Genomic DNA, 20,435 nt, shown 5'->3' on the forward strand with positions numbered 1-20,435 from the left:
ACTGGATGCTCTTCGACATGAACCGCAAGGACGGCGGCCCGCACCCGAGTTGGCGGGACCTTCCCGACGTGCCCCGGTGGCGGAGACGCCCGGAGGCGGGCGTCCCACCGGAGTTCGTCATGCCTCCCGGGTTGCAGGCCGCGGTCAACGCCGCGCTGCTGCTGCGCCGTCCGCTGCTGCTCACCGGTCCGACGGGCAGCGGGAAGTCCACGCTCGTCGAACTGCTCGCCGCGCGGCTGGGGCTCGGCGAAGTCCTGCGCTGGCACATCACCTCCAAGACCACGCTGAACGACGGCCTGTTCACCTATGACGCCCTGGACCGGCTGCACGAGATCCGGCTCGGGAACGAGGGCGACCGGGTGGAGCGGTTCGTGCGGCTCGGGCCGCTCGGCACGGCGCTGGCCAGCCCGGACAGGCCGCGCGCGGTCCTGGTCGACGAGATCGACAAGAGCGACATCGACCTGCCCGGGGACCTGCTCAACGTGCTGGAGAACTTCGAGTTCGAGATCCCGCCCCTGCTGCGGGCGCTGCGACCGCAGGGCGCCGGCGGTCCCGAGGGGTTCTGGGTCAAAGGGGCCGACAGGCAGGCCGACATCTTCTACGACGTCGGCGACGGCAAGGTGCGGGCCGCGCACTACCCCGTCGTCGTTTTCACCAGCAACCGGGAGCGATCCTTCGCGCCGGCCTTCCTGCGCCGTTGCGTCCGCTTCACGATGCCGCCGATCACCCCGGAACTCCTGGGCGAGATCGTCGCCAAGCACCTTCACCAGGGGGCCGACGTCGAGCGCGCGGCCATCGGGGAGTTCGCCGAACGCATCCACGCGGGCGAGGAACTGGCGATCAACCAGATCCTCGAACTGGTGTACCTGGTGACCGGGCGCAACAGTGAGTACATCGGCGGGGAGGACCGCCAGGAGCTCGCCCGCATTCTGCTGAGCGAGCTGAACGCGCAGTGATCGAGGCGCTGGCGAAGGCACTCGCGCGGGTGGGGTCGAGCCTCGGAGGGCCCGAGCTCACCGCGGACGAGATCGCGGACATCCTGCTCCTGACGGCCCGGTGGCCGACCTCCGACGACACCGGGCCGAGGGACTTCGCCGAAGCGCCCGCCTCGCCGTCGCGCGCCGTCGCCCTGCCCGGTGAGGCGGCGGAGACGCTCGTGGAGCCTGTTCCGGCGCCGCACCGCGTGCCGGACCAGCTCGTCCGTGCCCGGCGCGGCCGGACGCTCGTCGGGCTGGAACGGGCCCCGCGCACGAACCGCGCCCTCCTGGCCGGTGGCTCCCGCCGGCCGCCCCCCGGCGCGATCCGGCCGCGTGACTCGCTGGCCCTCGCCGAGGCGCTGACCCGGTTCAAGCGGCTGACCGGGCCGGGACGGCTCGAGGTGGACGTCGAGGCGACCATCGAGGCCATCGCGCACACCGGCGGGTGGGTGGTCGTGACGCACCGCCCTCCGGCGCGGCGCTCGTTCGACCTGGCCCTCGTCGTCGACGAGGGCCTTTCCCTGGGCATGTGGGAGGAGACGGCGTCCGTCCTGTCCGAGCACCTTCTGCAGAGCGGCGCCTTCAAATCCGTCACACGGTGGACGATGCGGGTCGAGGACGGCGCGGCCCGGTTGCGGATCGCGGACGGCGGGCCGGGCGCGCACACCGTCTCCCCGGACGCCCTGATCGAGCCGTCCGGGCGCCGGATCGTCCTCGTCATGACGGACGCGGTGGGCGACCGCTGGTACGGCGACGCCCCGTGGCGGGCGCTGGAGCTGTGGGCGCGTGCGATGCCCACGGCGCTGCTGCACATGCTGCCCCAGCGCTACTGGCCGGACACCGCGGTGGGCGAGCCCTACGCCCTGGCCAGGGCGACCAGGGCCGGTGAGGCCAACATCGACTATCTGAAGAAGTTCGCGTGGTGGGCGAGCCCGGACTCCGCTTCCGCGGGGGTTGCGGGCGCTCTGGTGGAACGCAGTGAGAGAGGCGTGGTCCTGCCCGTCGTCGGGCTGGACCCCCGGGATCTGGCGCGGTGGGCGGCTTCCGCGGCGGGCGGCGCGCACTGGGTCAAGGCGATCACGACGAGCAGGCCGGTGGGCGTGCCGGCGCCGAGCACCGTCGCGGTCACCCCGGAGGAACGGGTCCGCAGTTTCCGGCACCGCGCCTCGCCCGGGGCGCTCAGGCTCGCCCAGGCCCTGTCGCACGCGCGGGAACTGAACATCCCGCTCACCGACGTCCTGCAGCGGGAGCTGATCGGCGACTCCGGGTTCGGGCATCGCGCCGAGGTGCTGGTCAGCGGGCTGGTCGAGGTGACCGAGGAGGCGACGCGCAGCTACCGGTTCGTCCCTGAGGCCGTGGGCGCCCTGCAGGAGGGCGTGACGCCGTTGGAGCAGGCGCACTGCTTCGAGACCGCGCGGCACGCGCTGACCGGCGGAGATCCGGACCTCGACGACAAGCTCGACCGGATGCTGCGGGACGACTCGGCGCTCGACGACCTGCGTCCGGAAGTGCGCCCGTTCGTGGTTCTGGCCAGGGACATGGCCGCGCAGATCGGCGTGGCCATGGGTGAGCCCGCCCGTGACCGGGAGAGGGAGGCGGCGGCCGCGGCGGCGCCCGGCGAGGAGTTCACGGAGACCCCGGCCGGGTCGTTGCGCGAGGTGCTCGCCGCGTGCCTCGCGCGCCTCGAACCGAAGGGGGTCGTCAGCGTCCTGCACCTCGACGGGGCCGCGATCACCACCCACGTCCTGGAACGCGACGGCGTCGAGGTGCCGCGCGCGACCAGGGCCGCGCAGACGCTCTGGCGGCGGCTCGAATCCGCCGCGGATCCCGCCGAATCGGTCAGGGCCGCGGTCCGGCGGATGGGCGAAGCGCCCCTGGTCGTGGTGGTGACGGTACGACGGCACCCGATGGCCGGCCGGACCGTGGGATGGCTGCGCGAAGAGCGCCCCGACGCGATGGTGGTCTTCGAGGAGAACGCCGATGTGGCCGGCGAGCTGGCAGGGGCCGTCGAGAACGAGCCGCTGCGGATCGCCTACGACCTGGTCACGTTGGAGGAGGCCGGCGGGGTGTTCACGCTGCGTCCGATCCCGCTGTTCGAGCGCGGCGCGCGTCCGGGCGAGACCCGGACCGATCTGCCGGTGCGCACAGGGCCCGCGCGCGAGGGTGTGGTCCTCGCGGTCCTGCCTCGCGGGCACCGTCCGGGGGAGAGGTTCGTGGCGGTGGGGAGGGCCCGGGGGCACCCCGGCGGCAGGCTCTTCGCGACCCTGGTCCGCCCCGGCGAGGTCGCCTTCTCCGGGGCGGGCGAGGTGGTGCCGGAATCACGGGGCTGGGAGACCGTCACCGCCTCGGTGCCTCGCACGATGCGCGCGTGGTCGGTGCCGACCCGCGTCGTCCTCGCCGTCGAGCTGAGCGGCCCCGCCGAGACCGTCGCCGCACGGCTGCGCTGCGCCCGGCGGGTCATCGGGGTCCTCGGCGCCGAACTGCTCGGCGATCTCACGTTCACCCTCATCGCCTACGGGCAGCATGTCTTCGGGCGCGACCGACGTCGCGGGCAGCCCGACGTCCTCGACTGGCCCGCCGTGTCCCAGGACGCGGCGGTGCTAGCGATCCACACGTTGGAAGAGGCGGAGCCCCTCGCCGAGACGTACCGCGGCCACGCGATGGTCGAGGACGCGCTGGCGAGGGTGGCCGAACTCGGCACGGCCGCCGTGCCCGGCCGTGACGCGCTGGTGCTGATCGGGGACGGGCTGCCGCACCCGCCGCAGGCGAGCCCGTCGGACGTCCTGCCCTGCCCGGAGCGCCACGACTGGCAGGGCGTCCTCACCGAGATCGTCGAGGGACGTCCGGGTCTGCGGGTCGGGGCGGTCACCGAGCGGCCGACCGAGGACTTCTGGCGTGAGATCGGGCAGGACGCGCTCGCCCGCCCGGCCACCGTGGACGTCCGCGAGTTCTGCGCGGATCTCGGGCTGGTCCCGGCGGAGCCGCCGCGGCTCATGTTCCCGATCCGCGTCGGGCGGTGACGTCAGGCCCCGCCGCCGTCACGCTTCCAGAAGCCGCGCAGGCTCCCGTTGCCGCGGCCTCGCCGCCGCGCGCCGCCCGGCCCCCCTTGCCCCGGAGGGCCGCCTCCCGTCGGGGGCTGGCCGGGCTGCGACGCCAGGGCGCGCTTCATGGCCGGCGCGCCCTGCACCGCGTTGAGTATGCGTTGCGTGTGCTCGGCGAGCATGGCGCCCGGGTAGGCGGCCACGACCAGGCCGCGCAGCGCCTCGGCCTGGGTGCCGATCGCGCCGGGGTAGAGCAGGGCCACGGTTCCGGTGAGATGGTGATGGGCGTGCAGCGCCAGCCGGAAGGGTTCCGGAGTCCGGTCGGCCCCCTCCCGGATCAGGTCGAGGGCCATCGAGGCGATCTCAGGGTGGACCGGCTGCCGCGCCGCGGTCGCGACGAGTTCATACGGATCGAGCCCGCGCAGCCATTCCACGAGTTCGTAGATGCGCTTTCCCTGGACAGAGCCGTCCTCGTACGGCATCTCCAGGAGCCGGGCGAACAGGTCGCTCGACTTGGGGCGCGCCGCCTTCAGGGCCCGGGTCAGGCTCTTGGACGTCAGGCGCGGGCCGTAACCGACGCGCAGTACCACCCTCAGGAGGTGCTCGCGCAGGTCGTCGGGGAGATCGTCGCGGCGGGCCAGCAGCGCGCCGTTCTTGATGATCTCGTGCGCCTGGTCGTGGTCGGGACGTCCGCCCGACTCCCAGAGCGCCTCCAGGTCGGCGAGATGCCGGCGCAGCGCGGCGTGGTGCTCCCTCCACAGCGCCTCGGCGCAGGCGGCCAGCAAGGTCTCGTACTTCGGCTGCGGGGCCTGGGGCGGACGTGGAGGCGGCGGCTGCGGTGGAGGGAAGCCGGGGTCGCGCCGGTCTGGCCGCTGCGCGCCGCGGGCGACCCGCAGCGCCTCCGCCGGGTTGGCGTACGGGGAGGACGGGGCGAGGCTGTCGGCCAGCGCGGAGAGCAGGTCGGGAAGGTCGTGCGCCCGGTCGAGGAGGTCGAAGTACTCGCGGGCAGCCGGGGGGTCGGAGGGCGGCTCCACCGGCCCGTCCCACGCCAGCGAGTGGAAGTTCGCCCGAGCGTGGGGCGAGAAGGCGAGCCGGAAACGGTGGTCGCTGACGCTGTCGGCCCAGGTCGTCGCGCTGAACTTGGTGCGTGCGCCGTAGGGCAGCAGAGCCGCGACGGTGTCGAGGAAACGCAGCCGCTCCGGGAAGGTGAGCTCCTCCGCGCCCGTCACGCAGACCTGTCGGCCGGTCAGCAGCAGAGCCGCCGTCGCCTTGGCGAACCCGGTGACGCGATCGGCGATCCGCATCGGGTCGAGGACGGGGACGTCGACGACGACCGGATCCGTTCCGCGCAGCTCGCGGCCCGCCAGCGCCACGTACAGGTCCTCGTAGGAGACCGGCCGGGTGAGGTCGGCGTAGGCGATCGCGAAGTGCCGCGTGGCGGCGCCTTGCGGGGCGCCGTCGAGCTGGACGGACCCATCGGCGATGGTGATCACCATCCGGGTCTTGGGGCCGGGGTAGAGCCAGCTCACCGCCGCCTGGGGGATCCTGCGATGGTGGCTGGTGGGGAACTCGTGGGGAATGTCCTCGAAGGTCGAGGGAGTGAGGGCTCCCCGGGCGCACCGCGTCACACGATGACCCGTGGTCCACAGGGCCCATTGGGCGGACAGCCGCAACGTCTCCGCCATTTCAGTCTCCGCCCAGATTGACCATGAAGATGGCGACCCTGGAAAGGATCACGAGGCCGACCAGACAGAACCCGACTCCCACCACGAGGCGGACGGCCGGGGCGCCGCCGCGGTGCCGCTCACGGTGCCGGGCCCGAGGCCGCCAGAACCGCTTCCGCCAGAACGGGCGGGGCGTCTTCGGCGGCACGCCGGGATCGGACGGGAGGATCTGTGTCACGGCGCCGCCCTGGCCGTCGTCGTCCGGGCCTCGCGGAGGTTCGGGGGCGTCCTGATCGTTCTGGCCGCCCTGGCCGCCCTGGCCGCCCTGGCCACTCTGGCCGTCCGTGCTCTCATCGGAAGGAGGCTCGTCGTCCAGGAGCCGCTCGATGCGGCGCTTCGTCTCCGCCTCCAGCCGTGCGCGCGCCACAGGCTCCTCCACGAGGATCGTCCAGGGGGAGTAGCCCTTCAAGGTCCCGATCCGTTCGAGGGCGGCGAGCCTGAGCAGGGCCCGGTCGGGCTCCGCGTACAGACCGGTCATCCGGTTGAGCGAACCGGCGCGTGGGGCGTCCCCGTACGCCAGCCTGAGGAGCTCGCGAAGGCGCGTGTACGCGGCCTCGTCGGCCGCCGCAGGCTTCCTCGGGTCGGGCGGGGGGCTCAGGTGGAAGATCGCCGCCGAGAGGAAGTAATGCCTCTCCAGCAGCTCGATGATCTCCCCCGGGACCTCCGGGCGGAGGGCGGAGAGGTCGCGTTCCAACCGGTCGATGATCCGCGCATTGATCTGCACGGCCTTCGGCCAGCGGGTGGCGAAGGCGATCAGGTCGGTGAGGGCCATGTTGGCGAAGGCGGTGCGCGCGGCCCCGGCCGGGAGCAGGTTCGCGACGATGAGATCGACGTCCTGCGTCTTCTCGCCCATCCGCAGCATCGCGGACAGGAGTTCCTCGCGGAGCCCTCCGGCCATGCCCGAGATCTCGTCGATGTGCTTCTCGGTCAGCGGCGAGAACACCGCGGCGAGGATCGCGTCGAGGATCTGGGACCGCACGTGCGGGTCGGTCTTGTCCAGCGTGCCCTCCTGGAGGATCTGCGTCTCCCTGACCGACTCGACGGCGTCGTCGCGCTCGGTCCGGGTGGGCGAACGCGCCGCGAGACGCGTGATCTCCGTCAGCGCGTTGTCGATGCTCGGGCGGTTCCGGTTCCTGACCGCGACATTGAGCGCGGAGATCAGGAACTGGAGGGTGGGCGCGGCCTCGGTGACCGGTGGACGCACCGCGGGATGCCCCTCGACGTCCACGACGGTCTGGGCCGGTTCCTTCGGCCGGTGCGCGTGCTGGAGGAGTTCGAGGGCCCGGGCGCCGTCCTGGAGCCGGAGCGGTTCGTTCACCCGGGTCAGCAGCTCGATGGGCTCGGCGGGGTCGTCGAACGAACGGAGCCAGTCGTGGTACTGCCGGGCGACGGGGTACTCGGCGGGCACCTCCGCGGGCTCGCCGAACAGGAGATTGTGGGCGCCGGAGCGCTTGTCGTGGGCGAAGGTCAGTCTGAGGCTGTGGTCGGAGACACTGGACGCCCAGGTCGCCGCCGAGTACCTGGTGCGCATGCCGTAGGGCAGGAGCGACGCCACCACGTCGAGGAACTTGAGGCGTTCGTCCAGCGGCACGTAGTCGCAGCCGTACACGACGACCTGCCGCCCGGTCAGCAGCAGGGCGGCCGCGCTGCGGGCCTGCGCGGTGACGGCGGGCCCGATCAGCGCGGCGTTCATCGGCGCGAGCGAGCACCTTGCGGGATCGCGGTTCTCCGGCTGGTCGAGGCCCCGGATCCCGCGGTAGAACTCGGTGTAGGTGACGGGCCGGTCGGCGACATCGGCGTAGGGGAAGCAGAAGTAGCGGGTGTAGGCGAAGGCCCGGCCGAAGCCGTCGACCTGCCCTGGCGGCGCCGCCTCCTGGATGGCCATGCCGATACGGCCCTGTTCCTGTTCCCTGCCCGCCCAGCTCAGGACGATCTGGGGCAGATGTTCCGGTGTCCCGGTGCTGAACCGGTGCAGGATCTCCGCGTAACCGTCGGCGTCGATGTCCCCGGTGCTGCAGGCGAGGATCTGGTAGTCGGTGCCGGGGCGCTTGCCGTGCAGGGCCCACTGGCAGTCGAGTTCGACGGGGCGGGCTCCGTCGTTCACACGCCTGGTCCGGAATCTGCCGCCAATTTTCCGCCCAGCCATATCAGGGGCTCCATCACGTTGATCGGGCTGACCTTCCCGCGGATGACCGGTCGGGCATCGGCGGGGTCGGGGTTCGGCATGGTGTTCTGGTAGTCGTGTTCGTCGAAGAGGTTCGACGGGCCGGTGTAGAAGCCGATCGCCGAGGTGACGAAGAACTTGACCCGGTCCGGATGGAAGTTGGCCTTGATCTCGTTGATCATCTCCGCGCCGTACCCGTCGGCGGCGATGTCGCACAGCCGCTTGAAGAGCTTCTCCGCCTCGTGGTCGGCGACGCTGGGGAACCCGTGCCTGTCGTCGGGGTCGTAGGTGATGAGCCCACTGCGCAGCGCGGTCTGCATCACCCGGACGGAGTCGAACTTCGTGACGCAGACCGCCATGTGGTGCGGCAGGTACCCGTTCACGAAGTCCGCCGGGTCGGTCCGCTGGTTGAGCTGCCCGATCACGCCGTGGAAGTACTCGAAGGCGTCTCCCCGGTCGTACTCCCGGATCGGGTCGAAGAGGAAGATGATGCCGCGGCTCTCGGCGAGGTCCTCGACCAGCGCGTCCTGCCCCCGCGACGGCACGTCCCTCGACAGGTAGAGCTCCCCGCTCACGTCGACGAGGTCCAGGCTGATCCTGACGGTCCGGCTGCGGGCCTGCTTGCGGCCCCAGCCACCGACGCGCTCCACCGAATTGCCCTGCAGGATCCAGCTGTAGCGGTCGATGTTCTGGGTGGGGCTCGGGAAGGTCCTGACCTCGGCGATCATGGAGTTCGTCAGGCGCCGGAGCGCGCCGTCGGAGGCGGGGTCCCGCCCGAACAGACGCCAGGTGGAGGCGCCCGTCTTGCTGCTGAGCGCGAGTTTGAGCGCGGCGAGGAAGGTGGTCTTCCCGCTGCCGGGGGTGCCCCACATGGCGATCCGGCGCTGCGGGGCGTCCTCGCCCGGGGTCATCGGCGGCTCGCTCATCAGGGCACCTCGATCGGGAACGGGACCCGCAGGAGCGGGTCGGCGGTCAGTCCCAGGTCGGCGATGAGCGCTGCCACGTCCACGGCCTCGGCGCTGTACGGGGTCCCGGACCCCAGCCGTCCCCACGCGGGTCCCGGCGAGCCGGACGTCTTGTCCAGCAGCGCCGCGAACCGCATCCCCGGCCTGGCGTCCAGCGCGTCCGCGAGGTCCGACCAGTCGAGGCGGGACGGGCAGGGCAGCACCTCTTCGGCGTTGACCCGGGCGGGGTGCGGCGGTCTGGCGCCGACGAACAGCAGCGCGGTCAGATCGTGGAAGGGCTCCTCCGGCAGCCGCTCGTGGACCGTGTCGAGGACGCACTCGACCGCCGCCGCATGCGGGTAGCCCTGCTCGATCCCCGTGCGCTCCTCCAGCAGATGGAGCTGCTTGAGCGTCTGCTCGGGGGTCTTCCGCCAGGTCACGGGCTGCACCGGCACGTCGGAGTGGCGGCGGCGGTACTCGTGGGGGCGGTAGGAGATCAGCGAGGTCTCGGTGTTCGGGGCGTTGCGCACCTCGTGCAGGATCTGGGCGGTCCTGCGCAGCCGCTCGTCCACGTGCTCCTGCGGTCCGCTCATCTCCACGGCGCAGATGAGGTGCGCGGTCCGGCCGGCGAGGGAGGGCACGCGCATGGGCATGTCCTGCATCAGCGCGTCGAGGACGGGGCGGGTCCCGCCGGGGCTTCCCGGGAGCCCGTGGAAGCGGACCCTGCCCGGGCGCAGCAGTTCGGCCTCGAAGGTGTGCTCGCCCGAGGGGAGGATCCAGCTCTCCGCCGAGACCTCCTCGTACCTGTCGAAGCCGTCTCGGCTGACCACGACGAAGGCGGTCCCCTCCGCGGGGCTCTCCCGTGCGATCCGCACGGTGTGGAGGACCCGGGCCCCCTGCCGGGTGCCCTGGCGGAAGAGCTGGATGCCCGTCGGCTCCATGCCGCCGCTCTCGTCCGGGCGCAGGACCATCAGTTCGTAGACGCGGGTGAGGCGCTCCCGGGAGATCACGTCGCGGAGCACGTCGCCGGTGCGCAGACCGTGCCCGCCGATCAGCCGCGAGCGCGTGGCCGTGACCTCGCGCAGCCAGCGGAGGGCAGGGCCGGGCAGGGAGCCGTCAGGCGTGGACTGGACGCAGATGACCCCGATATCTGGCGATAGTGCACCAAATCCCCCTGCATCTACGGCACTTCCCCAGGTGTCGGCGAGTTCCGCCATGAGTTCTGCCCAGGGAATGGTCGCCCGGTAGCGGCAGCGCGGGACCCCGGCGGGATTGCGCCAGATCTCGAAATGGGTGATTCCCTCGGTGGCGATGTCCGAGACGACGAGGCGTTGGTTGTCCGCGAGGTCGAGAATCGCGCCGGCGAGTGCCTCGTGTGTCAGGGACTCATCCGGTCGGGTCAACGACGCCCTCCTGTCACCCGGTTCGGGATATTCCCACAGGTATGGTAGATCAGCATAGGGGCTGGAAGGCAAGTGGCGCTCTCGGGGTTCCATGGAATTCGTGTTACGTTCCACAGATGTCCTTATCCGGCCAATGCTCGAATTTGATCTTGATGTGCTGTCGCGGGAATCCCGATATTATGCCTGAGCATGGTTTCCCGCCCTCCTGGGTCCGTGTTTCGGTGCCGTCTCGAAGAGGATTCGATGGAGAACCGAGATTTCCTGATCAGACTCTCCGGTGCGCGGACCGAAATCTTGGCGCAATGTCCGGCCGAGCGGGCGAGATTCCAGGGCGTGGGTGGGGCGATCCTGACCACGAGCGTCCTGGCCGGGCTGTCGATGGCGTTCGCGCTCACCACGGCGGTCGGGCTCTCCGTGGTCCTCGCCGTTCCCGCGGCCGTGCTCTGGGGCCTGGCAATTCTCAGTCTGGACAGATGGCTGGTCGCGTCCATTCCGGGATCGGGCCCGCGCCGCTTGCGCATCGCGCTTCCCCGGCTGCTGCTGGCGCTCCTGCTGGGATTTGTGATCTCCACCCCGCTGGTGCTGCAGATCTTCCATTCCGAGATCGATGCCCAGATCGTGGAGATCCAGCAGCGGGAGGCCGAGTCCTTCGCCAAGGTGCAGCAGGAGGGTGAGGTCGGCAAGGAGGTGGCGACATTGCGCGCCTCCGTCACGGAGTTGCAGTCCGTCATCGACTCCAACGGCGAGAAGGTCAGCGATCCGGCGCAGGATCCGAAGCTGAAGGCGCTGACCGCCGAGCTGGCCGAGCAGCAGGGGCTCAAGGACGACTATTACCGGGAGTGGCAGTGCCAGCTCTACGGCGGAGACGGGTGCGCCAAGCCGGGGAATGGTCCCCTCGCCGTCGACAGTAAAGCGAATTACGACAAGGCCAAAAATCGGGTGGACGATCTCACCACCCAGATAGAGGACCGTAAGCAACAGCTCACCTCGACCGATGCGGAGGCCAGGGAATCCAGGCTCGCCGCCGCGAAGGAGGAACTCCCGGGCGTGCGGAACCGGCTCGGCGTGGCTCTCGAGAGGCAGGCCGATCTACAGGAGGCGTTCGACGCGCAGAACCACGCGAACAACGGCCTGTTGATCAGGCTCCAGGCGCTCAACGAGGTCTCCGGCAAGGACGCGACCCTGAACGTCGCCCGCCTGCTGCTGTTCCTGCTCTTCCTCGTCATCGAGTGCCTGCCGGTCGCCGTCAAGCTCATGCAGAAGGAGGGGAGCTACGAGAGGTTCGCCAGACTCGACGACGAGAAGAGGATACGGGAGGCGAGAAGCGCGCAGTCCGCTCCGGCGCGGGCGCCGGTCACCGGCGGCCCGCCCTCCGTGGCCCCGACGCGAGTACGGCGCGGAGGACGCGTCGCCGACGGCCCCGGGGCCGATCTGCTCGACCTCTGGGAACGGGGACCGAGACACGAGTACGCGTCCGCGCCGACCGTCGTGCCCGTCGAGGACGCGCGGGAGACCGAGGTCGTCGACACCCAGGCCGACGGTGACCCGTGGCCGGAGTCCGAGCCGCGGCAGGACCGAGGGATCTGGGGGATCAGGGCGCGGCCGTCAGACCGGGAGGAGCAGGACGACGGGGAGGCGCGCGACCTATTCGCCGAGGAGGAGCTCGCCGCCACCGGAGACCGCAGGGCCGCGGACTCCGGCGGCCTGCGCGACGGGAAGGCCGAACGCCCTCCGCAGTCCGGCGGGCATCCGGTCTTCGAACTGTTCCCCGAAGATGAATAGGGCACGGCCCGAGTGAGCGCCCCGGGCCGGACGCTCAACGGCCGCTACCAGATGCTCCGTCCGCTGGGCACGGGGGGCATGGGGAGCGTCTGGCTCGCCCGCGACCTGCGCTTCGGCCGTGAAGTCGCGCTCAAGGCGCTGCGCGAGTACGGACCCGCCGACGCCGTGGACGAGCGGAGGCGGCGGGCGGCGCGTGAGGCCAACGCGCTCGCCGCGCTCGACCACCCCGCGGTCGTCAAGATCCACGACGTGTTCTGGGAGCGCGACGACCCCTGGATCGTCATGGAGTACCTCGCGGGCCGGCCACTCGCCGAACCGATCGCCGACGGCCCGGTCGACCGGGCCCAGGCGGCGCGCATAGGGCTCGACGTCCTCGGCGGGCTGGAGGCCGCGCACGCGGCGAAGATCATGCACCGCGACGTCAAGCCCGCGAACATCATCGTCGAGAGGGAGCCCGCCGTCCTCGTCGATTTCGGGCTCGCCTGGATGGCGGGGGCCTCGTCGCTGACCGCCACCAACACCATCATGGGCACCCCGGAGTACATGGCGCCCGAGCGCTTCGCCGACGGACGGGCGGGACCGGCCTCTGACCTGTGGTCGCTCGCGGTCACCCTGTTCCACGCCATCGAGGGGTACTCGCCGTTCCGCAAGGGAGACCAGGGGTTCGGCTCGACGATCTGGGCGGTCATGAACGAGCCGGCGCCGGAGGCCGTCCGGGCGGGGCCGCTGGCCGGCTGCCTCGCCGCGTTCCTCCACAAGGATCCGGAGAGCCGTCCGCCGGCGTCGGCGTTCCGCAACGCCCTGCGCGACACCATCGCCCAGAGCATGGAGCGACCCGGGAGATCCGCCACCCGCCGGCTGCGGAGGCAGGAACGCGTGCCGCCGGGTTCCGGCCCGCCACGCGGGTCGGCGAAGGCAGGACCGGAGGGTTCCGCGGCCCGCGAGGCCGCCGACCTCGCGGTGCTGCCGCCGAGCAGACTGCGGGACGCGCTGCTGCGCACGGATCCGGCGAAGACGGGCATGGTGCTGCTGGCCCTGCCCAGGCCCGTCGTCGCGGAGGTGCTGTCCGTCACCGCGCCGGAGGAGGCCGCGTCGCTCCTCACCGCGATGTCGGCGGGCCCGGTCGAGGCGGCGCGCGCCCTCCAGATGCTGGCGGTGGTGCCCGCGGCCCGCATCCTCGACCACATGGACGCGCCGGCCGCGGGCCGGGTCGTCGCCGCCCTCGTCCCGGTGGGCGACGCGGCGCGCATCCTGGCCAGAGTCGACCCGAGGGCCGCGGCGGCGGTGCTCCAGGCGCTGCCGCACGCCGCCGCGCTCGGTCTGGTGAAGGCCATGCGCGAGGCGAGATCGGGACGGGTCCTCGGATTCCTTCCCCCGGAGCACGCGGCCCGGCTGCTGCGCGACCTGGATGAGGGGCTCCGCGACCGTCTGCTCACCGGGTTGGACGGCTCGGCGCGGGCGCCGGTGCGGCGGCATCTGCACGAGGATCAGTCGAAGTCGTAGGGCTTCTCACCGTGGATGGACCAGTCCAGGCCAGGTGTCTCCTGGTCGTCGGTGACCCTGGCGCCCCGGGAGAGGAACTCCTGGAGTGCCGCGATGCCCAGGGTCGCCGCGAACGCGAACGCGGTGACCGCGGCCACGACGACGGCCTGGTCGATGAGCAGGTCGATCCCGCCCCCGAAGAAGAGACCGTCCCTGCCCGCGGGGTTGATGGACCTGTCGGCGAACAGCCCGACGGACAGCGCGCCGACGACGCCGCCTATCAGGTGGATGCCGGCCACGTCCGCGGCGTCGTCGACGAAGCCGCCGATCACATGGACGGCCAGGGCGCAGAGCCCGCCCGCGAGGAGCCCGACGGCCAGCGCGCTCCGCGGGCCGACGAAGCCCGCGCAGGGCGTGATGGCGACGAGCCCCGCGATCGCCCCGGAGGCCGCGCCGACGGACGTGGCGCGGCGGCCTTCGATGACGAAGCGCTCCATCGCCAGCCAGGAGAGCATCGCGGCGCAGGCCGCGGCGTTCGTGTTGACGAACGCGTAGCCCGCCAGTTCGTTGGCGTTCAGGGCGGACCCGGCGTTGAAGCCGAACCAGCCGAACCAGAGGAGCGCGGCGCCCATCATGACGAAGGGCTTGTTGTGCCCGTCGATGTCGGCGTCCCTCGGCTCGCGCTTGCCGAGGACGAACGCCAGCGCGAGCCCGCATGCCCCGGCGTTGCAGTGCACGACCGTGCCGCCGGCGAAATCGAGCGAGCCCATGCTCGCCGCCCAGCCGTGGGGTGAGAACACCCAGTGGGCGATCGGGGCGTAGACGAGGAGTGACCATACGGCGAGGAAGACGACGCAGGAGCCGAAGCGCCAGCGTTCCGCGGCCGAACCGGTGAGCAGGGCGCCGGTGATGACGGCGAACATCATCTGGAAGCCGACGAAGACGATCGGGGGAATGGCGAGGGCGGAGTCCCCCTCGAATCCGGGCACCGGCGCGCCCATGTCGGAGAGGCCCGCGAAGTCCAGGCCGCCGAAGAACGGATTGGCGTCGCCGAAGGCCAGTGAGTACCCGAGGGCGATCCAGCAGACGCCGACGACGGCCATCGCGATGAAGCTCATCATCATCGTGGACAGGACGTTCTTCGACCTGACCATTCCGCCGTAGAGGAACGCGACGCCCGGGGTCATGAGCAGCACCAGCGCGCTACTGGCGAGGACCCAGGCCGTGGCACCGGTATCGAACCCGTCAAGCGTCATCGTCAGCGCCCGTCGCTTTCATTCGCTCGCACCCGTGTCGCTCGTCAGGGGAATTTTTCCCTATGCGAGGGCCAATGATCTTGCCGGGGAAACGGCCGACGCTGGCCATTCTTCACGGGGCATTCCGGTAACGCCGGGGATTGTTCTGCCGGGTGCCCTTGTGTCCCTTTCTGCAATTGCGGGGTGCTGGTCCGCTTCGTGCCGCCGGGACGGTGGCCGACGGCACGAAGCGGTGCTCGGGGGCGGGTCAGGCGCCGGGTCGGAAGCGGGGTGGGGTGGGGTCGATGCCGAGGACGTGGTCGGCGGTGAGGCGGCCGAGGAGTGGGGCGAATTTGGCGGCGTGGCCGGAGCAGGCGGCGAGGAGGGTGAGGTGGTCGGCGGTGTCGATGACGAAGTCCTCGGTGGGGGTGCTGGTGAAGAGGCAGGCGGCTTCGGCGTAGGGTTCGGGGTGGAGGCCGGGGAGGAATTCCTGGACGTAGGCGGTGACCCGGGCGCGGTTCGAAGGGTCGATGGTGCGGTCCGGGTCGGCGGCGGAGGACAGGACGGGCCCGCCGCTGAACTCGGCGACCTTCTGCCCGGCGAAGCCCGCGTCGCGGCCACCGGGCAGGCCGTACGTCTGCATCCCAGGCTCCTTGTGGATGAAGGTCGGCCAGTCGGCCCGGGGGTCGCGCCAGCGGAAGTGGAAGACCTGCTCCTTGCGGACCTCGAACGACGGAAGGCCCGCCCGGAAGGCGTCCGGGAGGGGAAGCCGCGCCAGCAGGTCGGGGAGGAACCCGCCCGCGGCCACCACCACGTCCGTGGCGTGCAGGGTCTCCCCGGCGGTGTCCGCGAGACCGGAGCCCGTCGAGGCGACGTCGACCGAGAACCCCGGTCCCGTCCGCCGGACCGCGACCGCCTCGGTGCCCGTCCGGACCTCGGCCCCGGCCTTCGCCGCCAGGCGCGTCATCGCCTCCGCCGCGGTCCGCGCGTCGAGAGCGCCCGCGTCCGGGTGCCACAGGACGGGCGTGGTGAACGCCATGTGCGGCCACCGGCGCCGCGCCTCCTCGGGGGGAAGCACCTCATTGCGGATGCCCAGCGACGTCAGCAGCTCCGACAACCGGGGGGCGTCCCGCATCGACCCGTGGTCCACCGCCCCGTGGACCGTGAGCAGCGGGACCCCCGCGGCCTCCTCGAGATCGGCCCAATCGGCCCGGGCCCGTCGCACGAGGTCCGCGTAGAACGGGTCGGGATAGGCGTAGCGGAAGATCCGCGACGATCCGTGCGAACTCCCGGACGTGCTCGCCGGAACGTCCCGCTCCAGCAGTGTCACCGGGACCCCGCGCCGGGCGAGCTGCCAGGCCGTCGCCGATCCGGTGAGCCCGGCCCCGATGACGAGGACGCGCCGCCCGCCCATCACGCCGCCGCCAGCTGACGGAACCCGCTGGCGTGGAACACCAGCGGATCCCGGTGCGGCTCGGCGTCGACGGCGCGCACCCGCATCAGGACGATCCGGTGGTCTCCGGCCGGAAGGCAGGCCTCGACCGCGCACTCCAGCCAGGCCGGCGCGCCCCGGAGCAGCACCGCGCCGCTCGGGGTGGCGTACAGGTCGAGTCCGGCGAACCGGTCGGCCCCCCGCGCCGCCAGGGCCCGGCACGCGGGGCCCTGGTCCGCGCCCAGGACGCTGACGCCGAGGCACGGCGCGTCCTGGAGCAGCTCCCAGGTTCGTGACTCGTTGGCCACGCACACCGAGACCAGCGGCGGATCGAGCGAGACCGAGGTGAACGAGCTGGCCGCCATGCCGACGGGCTCGCCATCGACGATCGCGCACAGCGCCGTCACCCCGCTGGGGAAGCAGCTGAACGCGGTGCGCAGCAGGGGCGCGTCGGCGCCCGGGACGATGGGGATCAACGGAACTCCTTGTCCAGACGAGGGGTGCGGTGCGGGGAGCCGGGCCTTCAGTTCGCGACCGCGGTGATGCCGCCGTTGCCCTTGACGGCGTAGCCGTCGGCGATCATCGCGGCGCCCAGCTCCCGGGTGTAGTTGTCGACCCGGTAGTGGAGGGTGAACGTGCGGGTGTCGCGGTAGATGCGCTCGAGCTCGTAGGACTTGAACATCGACCGGGCACCGCACACGTCGAGCGCGCGCTGGGTGATCTCCAGGGAGATCCGCTTGGCCACGGTCAGCGCCTGCACCGAGGCGTACTCGGCGGCGGCCGGGTCGTCGCCCTCCCACAGCCGCGCCGCCGCGAACAGCGCCTCGCGCGCGGCGAACAGGTCCGCCGACATCTCGCCGAGCTGGAACTGGATCAGCTCGCTGCCCGCGAGGTTCGGCCGGTCGCGCACCCACGCGGTCGCGAAGTTCAGCGCGCCGCGCGCGGAGCCGATGTGGTTGGAGGCGAAGCCGAGGGTGAAGGTGCGCGGGTCGTGGGTCTCCCACCAGCCGGGCTCGCCGAAGACGGCGTCGGCCGGGATGGTCATGCCGGTGATCCGGATGCCCTGGCTGACCGTGGCGCGCATGCCGAGGGTGTCCCAGTTGTCGATCATCTCGACCTCGGGCGCGTGCCGGTCCACCAGGACGGCGACGCTGCGGTGGTCGTAGTCCTCGGTGCCGGGGACGGCGAGCCAGATGATGAAGTGATCGGCGCCCGGGCCGAGCGAGGCGAAGTGCTTCTCGCAGGTGAGCGACCAGGTGCCGTCGGCGTTGCGGGTCAGCTCGGAGGTCGACGCGCCCGCGCCCTTCTTGCCGGGCACCGACTCGCTGCCGACCGACGCGACGCGCCTGCCCGCCTCGACGATCGGGATCAGGTACTTCCGCGCCTGCTCCTCGGTCGCCGCGTGCGCGAGCATGCCGATCGCGTGCAGGTGGACCTGGAGGAGCTGGGCGGTCGGGGCGTCGATGCTCGCGAGGTGCTCCAGGACCTCGTAGTACTCGACGAAGCCTTCGTCGCCCCACAGGCCCTGGCCGCCCCACTTGACGGGCAGGGTCAGCGCCAGGATCCCGGCGGCGTGCAGGTCGCGGAAGTTCTCCTCGGGGAACACCGCGTCCCGGTCGAGCTGCGGGGCGCGGGCGCGGAAGGACTCGGCCAGGCCGTCGAGGGCTTCGATCCGCTTGGTCTGCTCAGGCGTGCGCATGGAGGGTCTCCTTGTCGTCAGGGGTCTGCGCGGCGGGGCCGCGGAGGGGGTAGGTGAGGGCCGACCTGAGGTCGGCGAGGCCGAGTCCGCCGAGTGCGGCGGAGCCCGGTTCCGGGTCGAGTCCCCGTGAGACGAGGCGCAACCGGTCGGCGGCGCTCAGTTTGGCCAGCACGACCGAGGTCCAGCCGGGGTCGTCGGCGTCGCCCGCGGCGGCCGTCTCGCCGGAGGCGACGGTGCGGCCGTCGGTCAGGGTGACGGTCACCTCGCTGCGCCGGACGTGCGGGAAGCGCGCGGTGAGCGCCGGGTCGACGACGATCTCGACGCGGGACATCAGCGCCGCGACGTCGGGATCGCCGAGCCCCGTCGTGACGTCGGCGAGGCCGAAACCCCCGGTGGCGAGCATGCAGGCGATGGGCCAGGGAAGGTTGAACTGCGCCTCCTCCGACGTCCTGGGCACCCCGCGCGAGAGGCCCGCGGCCGCCTCGAAGGTGCGCACCTCGATCCGCGCGACGTCCTCGGCCCGCAGACCGGGGACGCCGAGCCCGGTCAGCAGCGAGCGCGCGGCGGCGAGCGCCGGGTGCGCCCAGCGGCAGCACGGGAACGGCTTCACGTAGACGTCGAGGATCTCCCAGCGGGAGCCGAGGCCGTCCTCCGCGCGTCCCTCCAGGAACTCTGAGCGGTGCGCGGTGAAGCCCTCGGCGGCCAGCAGCGCCGCCGCGACGCCGGCCTGCGCGCCCCAGCCCATGGCGTCCTTGGCCATGGAGGGCGCCGCGACGGCCCGCATGATGAGGTCGGTCGGGGAGTGGTACTCGGCGAGGCCGAGCGCGCTGTCGGTCCGCGCCGCGTCGAGCCCGAGCAGGCGGGCCGCCGCCGCGGCGGCCGCGACGGTGCCCCAGGTGCCGGTGGAGTGGAACAGCGGCCAGCGGTCGTGCTGCTGGACCGCGGCCCGGACGCCGACCTCGTAGCCGACGACCACCGCGGTCACGAGCTCGGTGAGGTCGGCGCCGACGTGTTCGGCGACCGCCAGGGCCGCCGGGATGACGACGGCCCCGGGGTGGCCCTTGGCCAGCGGGTGACCGTCGTCGAAGTCGAGCGCGTTCATGAGGGTGCCGTTGGCCCACGCGGCGCCGGGGGCCGACACCTTGCGTCCGTCGTACAGGCAGGTCGAGGCGGAGCCGCCGTACGCGGCGGAAGCGAAGTCGGCGGCTATGCGCGCGGCTTCGAGGCCGCGCGCCTGCTCGGCCGCGACGGAGGCGTCGAGGAAGAGCCAGGCGACGCGTTCGCGGACGGAATCCGGGACGTCTTCCCAGGTGAGGCCGCCGATGAAGGCGAGGGTCCGGTCGATCGGGGTCATCGGTGGTACCTCGCGGCGAAACCGGGGTCGGTGAGCGCCGGGCGGTCGAGGGCGAACGCCCCGATCGGGTGCGGGGTCGTCCCGCTCGCGCTCACGTCGGCGAGGATCCTGCCGAGCAGGCTCGCGAACTTGAACGCGTGCCCGGCGCCGACGAAGACCGTGACGCGCGGGTCGGTCTCCAGCGGGCCGAGGATGAAGTGCTGGTCCGGCGGGATCGTGTAGAGGCAGGTCTTGGTGTACAGCTCGGGGCCGAGGAAGTCCGGTACGTGCGCGGCGAGGAACTCCCGCTGCCGCTCCCGCCGGACGGGGTCGGGCTCGAACGTCCGGGAGTCCGCCGTCACCTCGTGCCCGCCGAGGTGCTCGCCCAGTTTGGTCGCGACCTCGCCGTAGATGGGGAAGCCGTAGAAGTTGTGCTCCCCGTGCCACATGAAGACCGGGAAGTTCTCCGGGCTGAACCGCTTGAGGTGGGGGGTGGCGTAGTACGTCACCTGCTCCTGGGTGACCTTCAGGGGGAACGGGCGCGCGCCGTCGGGGAGCAACCGGTTGGTCCAGGCGTCGGCGGCCGTGATGACGCGGTCGACGAGGTAGGTCTCGGTGTCGGTGACGACCTCGATCCCGGCCGGGGTCGGCACCAGCCTGCGCACGGGGGTGCGCTCCAGGATCGCCGCGCCGTGCGCGCGGGCGAGGGAGATGTGGACGGCGTTGGCGCGGCCGGCGTCGACGATCGCCGAGTCCCGCTGCCAGAGGATCCGCTCGGTGCCCTTGAAGCGGAACTGGGGGAAGCGCTCGGCGGCCCGCGCGGCGTCCCAGAGCTCGTATTCGACGCCGTGCCGGTCGAACAGTTCGGTGTAGCCGCCGATGTTGCGGCTGCCGGTGTCGAGGCCGGTGCGGGCCTCGACGTCCTCGATGACCAGGCCGCCCGTCTTGGTGAGGATGCGCTGCCCGGACGCCTCCTCGACGTCCGCCCAGGTCGCGTAGGCGGCGGGGGCGAGGGACGCGTAAGGCTCCTCGTGCTGGGCGAGCCGGATGATGCGCGAGTGGTCCTGGGACGCGCCGCGCGAGTGGAAGAGCTCGAACTGCTCGAAGCCGACGACGTCCTCGCCCGTGACGGCCGACCAGTAGAGCGCGGCTGAGCCGATCCCGCCCAAGCCGACCACCGCGGTGCGGAAGCTGCGGTTCATCTGACCTCCCGAGTTGT

Annotated in this window: 14 protein-coding genes; 4 read left to right on the plus strand and 10 right to left on the minus strand. The window is 72.0% G+C overall.

The genetic code is table 11. From position 1 onward, the window contains the following. Nucleotides 1-5: 5 nt before the first annotated feature. Nucleotides 6-956, plus strand: coding sequence for an AAA family ATPase (locus tag EDD29_RS18760; RefSeq protein ID WP_246053424.1), 951 nt, complete (start codon nucleotides 6-8; stop codon nucleotides 954-956). After that, nucleotides 953-3,997 (plus strand): SAV_2336 N-terminal domain-related protein, encoded by a 3,045-nt coding sequence (locus EDD29_RS18765; protein ID WP_123665657.1) that lies wholly within the window; start codon nucleotides 953-955, stop codon nucleotides 3,995-3,997. Before EDD29_RS18760 ends, EDD29_RS18765 begins: the two co-directional genes overlap by 4 nt. Nucleotides 3,998-3,999: 2 nt before the next feature. On the opposite strand, the gene EDD29_RS18770 is transcribed toward EDD29_RS18765, so the two are convergent. From EDD29_RS18770 to EDD29_RS18785, 4 genes are read right to left on the minus strand one after another with little or no spacing between them, the layout of a single operon-like run. Next, nucleotides 4,000-5,703: a hypothetical protein gene (locus EDD29_RS18770; RefSeq protein ID WP_123665658.1), complete on the minus strand. Its 1,704-nt coding sequence runs from the start codon at nucleotides 5,701-5,703 to the stop codon at nucleotides 4,000-4,002. A 1-nt stretch (nucleotide 5,704) separates the two neighbouring features. Continuing rightward, entirely contained in the window at nucleotides 5,705-7,846 is a 2,142-nt protein-coding gene (locus EDD29_RS18775; RefSeq protein ID WP_123665659.1) for a hypothetical protein, read from the minus strand. After that, nucleotides 7,843-8,832: a hypothetical protein gene (locus EDD29_RS18780; RefSeq protein WP_123665660.1), complete on the minus strand. Its 990-nt coding sequence runs from the start codon at nucleotides 8,830-8,832 to the stop codon at nucleotides 7,843-7,845. Before EDD29_RS18780 ends, EDD29_RS18775 begins: the two co-directional genes overlap by 4 nt. Further along, nucleotides 8,832-10,253, minus strand: a complete 1,422-nt coding sequence (locus EDD29_RS18785) for a hypothetical protein (protein WP_123665661.1) — start codon at nucleotides 10,251-10,253, stop codon at nucleotides 8,832-8,834. Before EDD29_RS18785 ends, EDD29_RS18780 begins: the two co-directional genes overlap by 1 nt. Nucleotides 10,254-10,496: 243 nt before the next feature. Here EDD29_RS18785 and EDD29_RS18790 point away from each other — a divergent pair, with 243 nt between their 5' ends. Continuing rightward, a complete protein-coding gene (locus EDD29_RS18790) occupies nucleotides 10,497-12,035 on the plus strand; it encodes a DUF4407 domain-containing protein (RefSeq protein ID WP_281280903.1) in 1,539 nt (512 codons plus the stop codon). A 12-nt stretch (nucleotides 12,036-12,047) separates the two neighbouring features. Further along, nucleotides 12,048-13,538: a protein kinase domain-containing protein gene (locus EDD29_RS18795; RefSeq protein ID WP_123665663.1), complete on the plus strand. Its 1,491-nt coding sequence runs from the start codon at nucleotides 12,048-12,050 to the stop codon at nucleotides 13,536-13,538. On the opposite strand, the gene EDD29_RS18800 is transcribed toward EDD29_RS18795, so the two are convergent. The 6 genes from EDD29_RS18800 to solA form a co-directional block, all read right to left on the minus strand. Further along, nucleotides 13,523-14,773: an ammonium transporter gene (locus EDD29_RS18800; protein WP_123665664.1), complete on the minus strand. Its 1,251-nt coding sequence runs from the start codon at nucleotides 14,771-14,773 to the stop codon at nucleotides 13,523-13,525. The genes EDD29_RS18795 and EDD29_RS18800 overlap by 16 nt on opposite strands. A 247-nt stretch (nucleotides 14,774-15,020) precedes the next feature. Beyond that, nucleotides 15,021-16,166: an FAD-dependent oxidoreductase gene (locus EDD29_RS18805; RefSeq protein ID WP_123665665.1), complete on the minus strand. Its 1,146-nt coding sequence runs from the start codon at nucleotides 16,164-16,166 to the stop codon at nucleotides 15,021-15,023. After that, nucleotides 16,166-16,660: a flavin reductase family protein gene (locus tag EDD29_RS18810; RefSeq protein ID WP_123665666.1), complete on the minus strand. Its 495-nt coding sequence runs from the start codon at nucleotides 16,658-16,660 to the stop codon at nucleotides 16,166-16,168. Before EDD29_RS18810 ends, EDD29_RS18805 begins: the two co-directional genes overlap by 1 nt. 47 nt (nucleotides 16,661-16,707) lie before the next feature. Then, the gene (locus EDD29_RS18815) at nucleotides 16,708-17,883 is read right to left on the minus strand and encodes an acyl-CoA dehydrogenase family protein (RefSeq protein WP_123665667.1); all 1,176 of its coding nucleotides are present in this window, start codon (nucleotides 17,881-17,883) and stop codon (nucleotides 16,708-16,710) included. Beyond that, nucleotides 17,870-19,237 carry an MmgE/PrpD family protein gene (locus EDD29_RS18820; protein WP_123665668.1) on the minus strand — a complete coding sequence of 456 codons (1,368 nt, stop codon included), beginning with the start codon at nucleotides 19,235-19,237 and terminating at the stop codon, nucleotides 17,870-17,872. Before EDD29_RS18820 ends, EDD29_RS18815 begins: the two co-directional genes overlap by 14 nt. Then, nucleotides 19,234-20,418 (minus strand): N-methyl-L-tryptophan oxidase, encoded by a 1,185-nt coding sequence (gene solA, locus EDD29_RS18825; protein WP_123665669.1) that lies wholly within the window; start codon nucleotides 20,416-20,418, stop codon nucleotides 19,234-19,236. The genes EDD29_RS18820 and solA overlap by 4 nt, the downstream gene beginning before the upstream one ends. Nucleotides 20,419-20,435 lie beyond the last annotated feature (17 nt).

This window comes from Actinocorallia herbida (genome assembly GCF_003751225.1).
Taxonomy (GTDB): Bacteria; Actinomycetota; Actinomycetes; order Streptosporangiales; family Streptosporangiaceae; genus Actinocorallia; species Actinocorallia herbida.

Bases quoted from the DNA above. Each gene is read 5' to 3' on its own strand.
- solA (WP_123665669.1), bottom strand. From the start codon at position 20,418: ATGAACCGCAGCTTCCGCACCGCGGTGGTCGGCTTGGGCGGGATCGGC.
- EDD29_RS18820 (WP_123665668.1), bottom strand. From the start codon at position 19,237: ATGACCCCGATCGACCGGACCCTCGCCTTCATCGGCGGCCTCACCTGG.
- EDD29_RS18790 (WP_281280903.1), top strand. From the start codon at position 10,497: ATGGAGAACCGAGATTTCCTGATCAGACTCTCCGGTGCGCGGACCGAA.
- EDD29_RS18760 (WP_246053424.1), top strand. From the start codon at position 6: ATGCTCTTCGACATGAACCGCAAGGACGGCGGCCCGCACCCGAGTTGG.
- EDD29_RS18780 (WP_123665660.1), bottom strand. From the start codon at position 8,832: ATGAGCGAGCCGCCGATGACCCCGGGCGAGGACGCCCCGCAGCGCCGG.
- EDD29_RS18800 (WP_123665664.1), bottom strand. From the start codon at position 14,773: ATGACGCTTGACGGGTTCGATACCGGTGCCACGGCCTGGGTCCTCGCC.
- EDD29_RS18805 (WP_123665665.1), bottom strand. From the start codon at position 16,166: ATGGGCGGGCGGCGCGTCCTCGTCATCGGGGCCGGGCTCACCGGATCG.
- EDD29_RS18770 (WP_123665658.1), bottom strand. From the start codon at position 5,703: ATGGCGGAGACGTTGCGGCTGTCCGCCCAATGGGCCCTGTGGACCACG.
- EDD29_RS18815 (WP_123665667.1), bottom strand. From the start codon at position 17,883: ATGCGCACGCCTGAGCAGACCAAGCGGATCGAAGCCCTCGACGGCCTG.